The sequence below is a fragment of the Lentzea sp. NPDC060358 genome (assembly GCF_042725365.1).
GTDB lineage: Bacteria > Actinomycetota > Actinomycetes > Mycobacteriales > Pseudonocardiaceae > Lentzea.
The window spans coordinates 1-8,820 of sequence record NZ_JBHXCW010000288.1 but is presented as its reverse complement, the minus strand read 5'-3'; the positions used below and the strand labels follow the sequence as shown (position 1 = coordinate 8,820).

The following is an 8,820-nucleotide window of genomic DNA, read 5'->3' as shown; positions in this document are numbered from 1 at the left end:
GGCCGGACACGAGTCATCGTGTCCGGCCCTCGACGCGTTGGGAGATCAGGGCTTCGACTGCCGCCTCAGCCCGAGCTGCCGCCAGGACCGCCGCCGGTTCCCCGCGGTAGGAGCCGTGCCTTCCGCCGCAGCCGCGGTGGAAGCATCACGCCGAGGTCGCCGCACGGCCCGCATGGCCGCACCGGCCACGCGGCTCTGCAAGGGCTTGCGCAGCCCGAGGCGGCGTGCGGCCACCCCGTGCGCCCGCTTGATCGCGCGGCGGTCGGCACCGGTGACGGTCCACGCCTCCGGGTGCTTCGACAGCCACAGGTACCGGCGCACCGAGTACGGCAGGTGCAGGAGGTACGCGACCATCGCGATGATCAGCGCCACCAGCGGGTAGGTGATCACGGCGGCCGCGAGCAGGCCGACGCCGACCAGGAGCGGCGCCACCGCGCGCGGCGGCACCTTCACCGTCTTCACCGACAGCGTCGGGATGCGCGACACCAGCAGGACCGCCACCACGACCGTCCACACGCCCACCACGACCGGCGAGTTCCACCAGCCGTCGCGGCGGACCTGCTCCTCGATGATCAGGGGGAGCAGCAGGAGCAGGCCGCCCGCCGGGGCGGGGACGCCCACGAAGAACTCCTTCGCGAACGGCGGCTGTTCCTTCTCCAGCAACGTGTTGAAGCGGGCGAGGCGGACCACCATGCAGACCGCGTAGATCAGCGCGATGACCCAGCCGGTGCGGTCTCCCTCGAACTTCCAGAGGTAGATCGCGAGGGCGGGCGCGACGCCGAACGAGATGGCGTCGGCCAGCGAGTCCAGCTCCGCGCCCATCTTCGACGTCGCGTCCAGCAGGCGGGCGATGCGGCCGTCGAGGCCGTCGAACACGGCGGCCGCCGCGATCGACGCGATGGCCGCGCCCCACATGCCGACGTTCGCGAAGTGCACGGCGGACAGGCCCGAGCACATCGCCAGGACCGTGATCGCGTTCGGCAGCAGGCGAACGCCGGGCCCGCTGGGCGCCATCAGGCTTCCGGGAGCTCGGCGAGAACGGTCTCCCCGCCGATCGTGCGCTGGCCCGCCTCGACCAGGACGCGGCTGCCGCGCGGCACGTAGAGGTCCACGCGCGAACCGAAGCGGATCAGGCCGTAGGTCTGGCCGGCGGCGACCTTCTCGCCCTCGGCGACCTCGCACACGATGCGGCGCGCGACCAGGCCGGCGATCTGCACGACGACGAGGTCGTGGCCGTCGACGGTGCGCAGCCACACGGTGTTGCGCTCGTTCTCCTCGGAGGCCTTGTCGAGGTCGGCCGAGAGGAACTTGCCGGGGTGGTAGGAGACCTGGACGACCTCGCCGTCCGCGGGCACGCGCTGCACGTGCACGTCGAAGACCGAGAGGAACACGCTGACGCGCGTCATCGGCTGCGAGCCCAGGCCGAGCTCGGCGGGCGGGACGGCGTCGACCACGTGCGAGACGGTGCCGTCGGCCGGGGCCACGGCGATGTTCGGGCGGGTCGGCGTCACGCGCTTCGGCTCGCGGAAGAACCACGCCACCCACGCCGTGACCAGGCCGAGGACGACGCCGAGGCGCTTGGAGCGCAGCCGGACGAGGAGGGTCGCGATCGCCGCACCGGCGACGAACGGGCGCCCTGCCGGGTGCATCGGCGGCACCATGCCGCGCGCGAGTTCGAGGAAGTGGGAGACGGGCTTCTCGCTGCTCATCGTGTCTGTGGGTTCCGTAGCTTCCGTGGAGTGTCGGGCGGCATCACGCTACGGCAACACGCCGAAGCGCCCGCCGGGACCGCCGGGAAAGACAAGTGGCCGGTCGGTTCGTGCATCCCCCGACGAACGCACGCGCCGACCGGCACCTGCGTTGAGTGTAATCCCCGTCACATGGGGTGAACAACGTCGTCCGGTGAGCGTTCTGTCACAGTCCGTCGAAACCGATCTCGCGCAGTCTTCCCCGCAGCTCGGGCACCCGGCCAGCGTCACGGACGGAGGGCGCGACCAGGTCGTCCGGGTGGAGCGCAGCTCCGTCGGGCAGGCGCAGCACGAACAAGCCGCCCCAGTTCAGTTCCGGGGTCGCGCGGTCAGCCGTCACGAGCTCATCGGTGACCAGGCAGCCGAGCAGTTCCGTCACGGTCTCGACCGCCGTTTCGCGGATCTGCTCGCGCGTGAGCGAGCCGTCGACCGGCGCACCGGTCAGCTCGAGCAGCTCACCCCGCTCCAGCGCCGCGAGCACGTCGGTCAGCCGCGTGCCGACCTTGCTCACCCTGCCCGCGTGCCGCAGCGCGTCGGCATGACGCCGCAGGTGGGCGGGACCGCCGAGCCGGGCGAGCTCGGCCCAGGTCGCGGGCGGGCCCGCGAGGCCGAGCAGCGACGACATCGCCTGCGCCGGCACGCCGGAGAGCAACGTCCAGCCCGGCCGGTCGTCGATCGGGGCGTCCGCGCCGGTCGACGCGGCCATCGCGGCCACCCGCTCGCGGACCGGCGGGTGGCTGTCGAACACCGACGTCGGCTCGCGCTCGGCCAGCTCGCGCTCCAGGTCGCGCAGGTCGTGCACGCGCCGGGGGTGGCCGAGGTAGGAGCGGAAACCGTCGAGCAACGGCGGCGTGCGCCCGGCCACGACCGCCAGCGACACGTAGTTCGCGAGGTAGTCGCCCCACGCCTCGCCCACCGGTCCGATGCGCAGCAACGCCCGTTGCGCGGCACCACGCCCGGCGGCGGCGACCGCGACCTCGTCGGCGAACCGCTCGTGGTCGCGGCTCTCCGACGCGGAGACCAGGGCGTAGAGGTGGGCCCACGCGCTGAGCACGCCGAACGCCCGGTCCCCGCGCACCGACAGCTCCAGCGCGATCTTCGCCCGGTAGGTCAGCGACGACAGCCGGGTGTGGCCGCCGCCGTAGTGGCCGAGCTCGTGGGCCAGCACCGACCGCAGCTCGCCGACGCCCAGCCCGGCCACCAGCGGCAGCCCGAGCTCCAGGTAGCGCTCGCCCCGGCGTTCCCACACGCTCGCGTTCGCGCCGTCCACGAGCCGGATGTCGTCCGGGCCGCGGGTGCCCGCGAGGCGCGCCAGCTCGTCGACGTGCCGCCAGAGCTCGGGGTGGTCCTCGCGGGACATCCCGAACCCGCCGGGCCGCGGCCGGGCGAAGAGCGCCAGCACCGTCGCCCACAGCGCCGGCCCGCCCAGCGCCACCGCGAACACGAGCAGCCAGACGCCGCTCTCCACGTCGCCGAGCGAGAACCGCCAGACGGCGAGCGCCGTCAGGCCACCCGCCAGCGCCACGGCGAGCACGAAGAAGCTCGCGAGCAGCACGAGCGCCAGCACCGCTCTCATGTCGTGCGCCCCCCAGGTCGTACCGGACTACTGCAGGTATCTCACGACGACCTCGTCGCCCGCAGCCAGTTCGGTGACCTCCTCCGGCACCTCGATCAGGCAGTTCGACAGCGCGAGCGCCGACAGCAGGTGCGAGCCAGGCCCGCCCACCGGCGTCACGACCTGGCCGGACGACGGGTCGTACAGGCCCCGCCGGAACTGCGTCCTGCCCGCGGGCGAGGTCAGCCCGGCCGACAGCGATGCGCGCGCGGTCGTCCGTTCGACCTGCGCGTGCCCCATCGAGCCGAGGAGCGCCGGTCGCACGAACACCTCGAACGACACCTGCGCGCTCACCGGGTTGCCCGGCAGCGTCAGCACCGGCAGGCCCTCGTAGCGGCCGGAGCCCTGCGGCCCGCCCGGCTGCATCGCGACCTTCGTGAACACCACGTCGTGGCTCGCCAGGGCGTCCTTGACCACTTCGTACGCGCCCGCGCTCACCCCGCCGGACGTCACGATCACGTCCACCGCGGTCAGGTACGGCCGCAGGGCCTCGTGGAACGCGTCCACGTCGTCCGGCACGAACCGCAGCTGCAGCGCCACGGCCCCGGCCTCCCGCACGGCGGAGGCGAGCATCATGCCGTTCGACTCGTAGATCTGCCCCGGCCGCAGCGGCCGGCCGGGCTCGACCAGCTCGGAGCCCGTCGACAGGACCAGCACGCGCGGGCGGCGGCGCACCAGCAGCTCGGCGAGGCCCAGCGCGGACGCCAGCCCCAGCGTGGACGGGCGCAGCACCGTGCCCGCGACCAGCACCGGGTCGCCCTCGCCCACGTCGTCGCCCGCGGTGCGGATGTTCGCGCCCGCCTCGACGGCCCGGTCGATCGTCACCGTCTCCGTGCCGGCGTCGGTCCACTCGACCTGCACGACCGCGTCCGCACCGGGCGGCACCGGCGCGCCCGTCATGATCCGCTGCACCGTGCCGGGCTCCAGCGCGGTCAGCTCGACGCGGCCCGCGGGGATGTCGTCGGCGACCGGCAGCCGGACCGGGACCTCGCCCAGGTCGGCGGCGCGCACCGCGTACCCGTCCATCGCCGAGTTGTCGAACGGCGGCAGCGAGAGCGGCGCGATCACGTCGGCGGCGAGCACCAGCCCGAGGCACTCCTCGAGCGGCAGCTGCAGCACGGGCATCAGCCCGACGAGCTCCGCGACGCGTTGGCGGTGTTCGGCGACAGAGGTGGGGGACACGACTGCATACTGCCAACGTCGCGCCGGTCGTGACGACCGCAGTGCCCAGTTCTCCACCGGAGGTGTTGTTCGTGCAGGTCCGGACCAGGCACACACCGACGTTCGGCGTGGCGAGACTCGTGCTCGCGCCCGGCGAGATGGTGCTGGTCGACCCCCTGACCATCGCGGCCACGAGCTACGGGCTCGGGGTCGAGGTGAAGGGCGCGGGCGCGAAGGCCGTGGCGCTGTGCACGGCGGGCGTGGAGGGCGGCTGGCTGGACGCGGCGCCCGTGCTGCCCGGCGACCTGCACCTGGTCGAGCTCGACGGCAAGACCGGCTGGTGCGTCTCCCGGCACGGCTGGACCGCGTCCAGCAGCACGGTGGCGATGAACCCCGACTCGCCGCTCATGAAAGCCCTCTTCGGCGGGGCGGAGGGGTTCCTCAACCACGCGCACGGCCAGGGCGCCGTCGTGCTCGCCTGCTGCGGCGCGCTCGACCTCGTGGCGCTCGCGGCGGGGGAGGCCGTGACCATCAGCAGCGACCACGTCGTGGCGTTCGCGGACACCCTGCAATGCAGGCTCCGCCCGTCCGTGCCCGACGGCGTGCAATCCGTTCACACCGGCGAGGGCCTGGTGTTCGACTTCGCCGGTCCGGGCGCGGTCATCACCCAGACGCGCGGACCGCGGCGGCTCTCCACCTGGTTGCGCGCCAACGGAGTCAGCGCGCGTTCATGACTCCGTAAGGAGGTATCCGCGTGCCTTGTCTTCTTTTAGCGTTGCGTTCTGCTTGCGTGATCTGAAGGAGGAAGCCTTGGCTCTCGGTACCGTCAAGTGGTTCAACTCCGAAAAGGGATACGGCTTCATCGCAACCGACGGCGGGCCCGACGTGTTCGTGCACTACTCGGCGATCCAGATGGAAGGCTTCCGCACCCTCTCCGAGGGTGATCGCGTGGAGTTCGAGGTGCAGGCGGGGCGGGACGGGCGCAGCCAGGCGTCGGACGTGCGCCGCGCCAGGTGAGACTTCCTGATCACAGCTTGGACCAACCCCGAGCACGGAGATCTCGGCGGGCGTTAGGCTGCCTCGCGTGGCTGAGGACCTGAGCGGACGGCGGATCGCCCACTACCGGATCGACGGCGTGCTCGGCCGCGGTGGCATGAGCGTGACCTACCGGGCCACGGACGTGCGGCTCGGCCGCAAGGTCGCGCTCAAGGTCATCGGCGAGCACCTCGCGCCCGACGCGGAGTTCCGCGAGCGGTTCGTCGACGAGGCGCGCAACACCTCGGCGATCGACCACGCCAACATCGTGCCGCTGTACGACTTCGACGAGGTCGACGGCCTGCTCTACATCGCCATGCGGCTCGTGGACGGCCAGGACCTGGCCGGTCACATCAAGGAGGGGCCGCTCACCCCCGCGCGCACGCTGACGCTGCTCGGCCAGGCCGCCGAGGCGCTCGACATGCTGCACGGCAAGGGCCTCGTCCACCTCGACGTGAAGCCGGCGAACATCCTGGTCACGACCAAGGAGGGCTCGCGCGAGCACGTCTACGTCGCCGACTTCGGCCTGACCCGCCGCGGCGCCACCGGGCACCGCACCCGGACGGGTGATTTCCTCGGTTCGCCGACCTACGCGGCGCCGGAGCACCTGCGCGGCGAGCCCGTCGACGGCCGCACCGACCAGTACGCGCTGGCCTGCATGCTGTTCGCCTGCCTGTCCGGCCGCCCGCCGTTCCAGGGCGGCGTGCAGGAGGTCATCGCGGGCCACCTCGGCCAGAACGTCCCGGCGCTGTCGCAGCTCGTCGCGCTGCCGCCCGGTATCGACGAGGTGATCCGCAAGGGCACCGCGAAGGACCCGGCGCAGCGGTACGCGAGCTGCGCCGAGCTGGTCAACGCCGCCCGCGTCGCGCTGTCCGGCGTCGCGCTCGGCTCGGCCCCCGCTCAACTCGGGCCGCAGTCCGGCTCGACCCCCGCCCAGGGACAGGCCCCGGTGTCCGGGCCGGTGCCGCAGCAGAACCCGTACCAGGGCGGTTACCAGCAGCAGCCGCTCTCCGACCCGGTCCGCCTGCGCCCGCCGAACCAGGTGGGCGTGAGCGCGTTCACGACGGGCCGCAAGGAGCGCCCCGCGTGGTTCGCGCCGGTCATCGCGGCCGCGGTGGCGATCGTCGTGATCGTCATCGTCGTGATCATCCTGTCGCCCGGTGACGAACCCGCACGTCAGCCCAAGACGAACAGCTCGCCGACGCTCAACATCGGCGACGAGGGCTCCACCTCGCGCAAGCCGCTGCCCACCTCCGTGCCGGTGCGCTCGTCACGCTGAGAGTCACCTGAGGTCGCTTGCACTCGCCGTGCCCGAGTGCTAAACACGTCTTAGCACTCGGCTTCGTCGAGTGCCAACGAAGTGAGGCTGGGAAGGTGAGGCCCTCCGGGGTCGTCCGTCGCGGGCACCGAACCTGGCCAATCGCACCGTGTTCCGCTGTGGGCTCTGCCGGCCCGCAGTGGCCCAGAAACCACAAAGGCGGAGGAACACACCGCAATGGCCAAGATGATTGCGTTCGACGAGGACGCCCGCCGCGGTCTCGAGCGGGGTATGAACACCCTCGCTGACGCCGTCAAGGTGACGCTCGGCCCGAAGGGCCGCAACGTCGTGCTCGAGAAGAAGTGGGGCGCGCCGACGATCACGAACGACGGCGTCTCCATCGCGAAGGAGATCGAGCTCGAGGACCCGTGGGAGAAGATCGGGGCCGAGCTCGTCAAGGAAGTTGCCAAGAAGACGGACGACGTGGCCGGTGACGGCACCACGACCGCGACCGTCCTCGCCCAGGCACTGGTTCGCGAGGGCCTGCGCAACGTCGCGGCCGGCGCCAACCCGCTGGGCCTCAAGCGCGGCATCGAGCAGGCCGTCGAGGCCATCGCCGAGCAGCTGCTGAAGAACGCCAAGGAGATCGAGACGAAGGAGCAGATCGCTGCTACCGCGTCCATCTCCGCCGCCGACCCGACGATCGGCGAGCTCATCGCCGAGGCGATGGACAAGGTCGGCAAGGAAGGCGTCATCACCGTCGAGGAGAGCAACACCCTCGGTCTCGAGCTCGAGCTCACCGAAGGCATGCGCTTCGACAAGGGCTACATCTCCGGTTACTTCGTGACCGACCCCGAGCGCCAGGAAGCGGTCCTCGAGGACCCGTACATCCTGCTGTTCGGCTCCAAGATCTCCACGGTCAAGGACCTGCTCCCGCTCCTGGAGAAGGTCATGCAGGGCGGCAAGCCGCTGCTGATCATCTCCGAGGACGTCGAGGGCGAGGCCCTCGCGACCCTGGTCGTGAACAAGATCCGCGGCACCTTCAAGTCCGTCGCCGTCAAGGCCCCGGGCTTCGGCGACCGCCGCAAGGCCATCCTCCAGGACATCGCCACCCTCACCGGCGGCCAGGTCATCACCGAGGACGTCGGCCTGAAGCTGGAGAACGCCGACATCTCGCTGCTGGGCAAGGCCCGCAAGGTCGTCGTCACCAAGGACGAGACGACCATCGTCGAGGGCTCGGGCGACGCCGACCAGATCCAGGGTCGCGTCAACCAGATCCGCGCCGAGATCGACAAGTCGGACTCCGACTACGACCGCGAGAAGCTCCAGGAGCGCCTCGCGAAGCTCGCCGGCGGCGTCGCCGTCATCAAGGCGGGCGCGGCCACCGAGGTCGAGCTCAAGGAGCGCAAGCACCGCATCGAGGACGCCGTTCGCAACGCGAAGGCGGCCGTCGAAGAGGGCATCGTCGCGGGTGGTGGCGTCGCGCTGCTGCAGGCCGCCGAGGCTGCCTTCGCGGGTCTGAAGCTCTCGGGCGACGAGGCCACCGGTGCCAACATCGTCAAGGTCGCCGTCGAGGCTCCCCTCAAGCAGATCGCGGTCAACGCCGGTCTCGAGGGTGGCGTCGTGGCCGAGCGCGTCAAGTCCCTGCCCTCGGGCGAGGGCCTGGACGCCGCGACCGGCGAGTACAAGGACCTGATCAAGGCCGGCATCATCGACCCGGCCAAGGTCACGCGTTCCGCGCTGCAGAACGCCGCGTCCATCGCCGCGCTGTTCCTGACGACCGAGGCCGTCGTCGCGGACAAGCCGGAGAAGAACGCTGCTCCGGCCGCGCCGGACGCCGGCGGCATGGACTTCTGAGTCCGTTCCACACCGCGAGAGGCCCGGTTCGCTTCGGCGAGCCGGGCCTTTCGGCGTTTTTGGGTTCCAGCGTGCCCTTGCGAGGTGCTCAGTCGGCCGGACAAGGCCGGACGCTTCGCGACCGGCCGAGCCACCAGTGGTAGCAC

Annotated in this window: 8 protein-coding genes; 4 read left to right on the top strand and 4 right to left on the bottom strand. The window is 71.7% G+C overall.

The genetic code is table 11. From position 1 onward, the window contains the following. Positions 1-45 precede the first annotated feature (45 nt). The 4 genes from pssA to glp all read right to left on the bottom strand — a co-directional run bounded on the left by pssA (position 46) and on the right by glp (position 4,545). Positions 46-1,014, bottom strand: a complete 969-nt coding sequence (gene pssA / locus ACFWGZ_RS36435) for a CDP-diacylglycerol--serine O-phosphatidyltransferase (RefSeq protein WP_382456143.1) — start codon at positions 1,012-1,014, stop codon at positions 46-48. Then, complete coding sequence (locus tag ACFWGZ_RS36430; protein ID WP_382456142.1) at positions 1,014-1,709, bottom strand: phosphatidylserine decarboxylase; 696 nt, start codon at positions 1,707-1,709, stop codon at positions 1,014-1,016. The genes pssA and ACFWGZ_RS36430 overlap by 1 nt, the downstream gene beginning before the upstream one ends. A gap of 205 nt (positions 1,710-1,914) precedes the next feature. Beyond that, positions 1,915-3,324 (bottom strand): M48 family metallopeptidase, encoded by a 1,410-nt coding sequence (locus ACFWGZ_RS36425; protein ID WP_382456141.1) that lies wholly within the window; start codon positions 3,322-3,324, stop codon positions 1,915-1,917. Between the two features lie 27 nt (positions 3,325-3,351). Continuing rightward, the gene (gene glp, locus ACFWGZ_RS36420; protein WP_382456140.1) at positions 3,352-4,545 is read right to left on the bottom strand and encodes a gephyrin-like molybdotransferase Glp; all 1,194 of its coding nucleotides are present in this window, start codon (positions 4,543-4,545) and stop codon (positions 3,352-3,354) included. Positions 4,546-4,616: 71 nt separating this feature from the next. Here glp and ACFWGZ_RS36415 point away from each other — a divergent pair, with 71 nt between their 5' ends. The 4 genes from ACFWGZ_RS36415 (at position 4,617) to groL (ending at position 8,674) form a co-directional block, all read left to right on the top strand. Beyond that, positions 4,617-5,258 (top strand): AIM24 family protein, encoded by a 642-nt coding sequence (locus ACFWGZ_RS36415; RefSeq protein ID WP_382456145.1) that lies wholly within the window; start codon positions 4,617-4,619, stop codon positions 5,256-5,258. Positions 5,259-5,334: 76 nt separating this feature from the next. Beyond that, complete coding sequence (locus tag ACFWGZ_RS36410) at positions 5,335-5,541, top strand: cold-shock protein (protein WP_382456144.1); 207 nt, start codon at positions 5,335-5,337, stop codon at positions 5,539-5,541. A gap of 67 nt (positions 5,542-5,608) precedes the next feature. Next, positions 5,609-6,838 carry a serine/threonine-protein kinase gene (locus ACFWGZ_RS36405; RefSeq protein WP_382456139.1) on the top strand — a complete coding sequence of 410 codons (1,230 nt, stop codon included), beginning with the start codon at positions 5,609-5,611 and terminating at the stop codon, positions 6,836-6,838. A gap of 216 nt (positions 6,839-7,054) precedes the next feature. Next, positions 7,055-8,674 carry a chaperonin GroEL gene (groL, locus tag ACFWGZ_RS36400; RefSeq protein WP_382456138.1) on the top strand — a complete coding sequence of 540 codons (1,620 nt, stop codon included), beginning with the start codon at positions 7,055-7,057 and terminating at the stop codon, positions 8,672-8,674. Positions 8,675-8,820 lie beyond the last annotated feature (146 nt).

Excerpts from the sequence above, each read along its gene's own strand:
- pssA (WP_382456143.1), bottom strand. The coding sequence starts at position 1,014 with ATGGCGCCCAGCGGGCCCGGCGTTCGCCTGCTGCCGAACGCGATCACG.
- ACFWGZ_RS36430 (WP_382456142.1), bottom strand. The coding sequence starts at position 1,709 with ATGAGCAGCGAGAAGCCCGTCTCCCACTTCCTCGAACTCGCGCGCGGC.
- groL (WP_382456138.1), top strand. The coding sequence starts at position 7,055 with ATGGCCAAGATGATTGCGTTCGACGAGGACGCCCGCCGCGGTCTCGAG.
- ACFWGZ_RS36425 (WP_382456141.1), bottom strand. The coding sequence starts at position 3,324 with ATGAGAGCGGTGCTGGCGCTCGTGCTGCTCGCGAGCTTCTTCGTGCTC.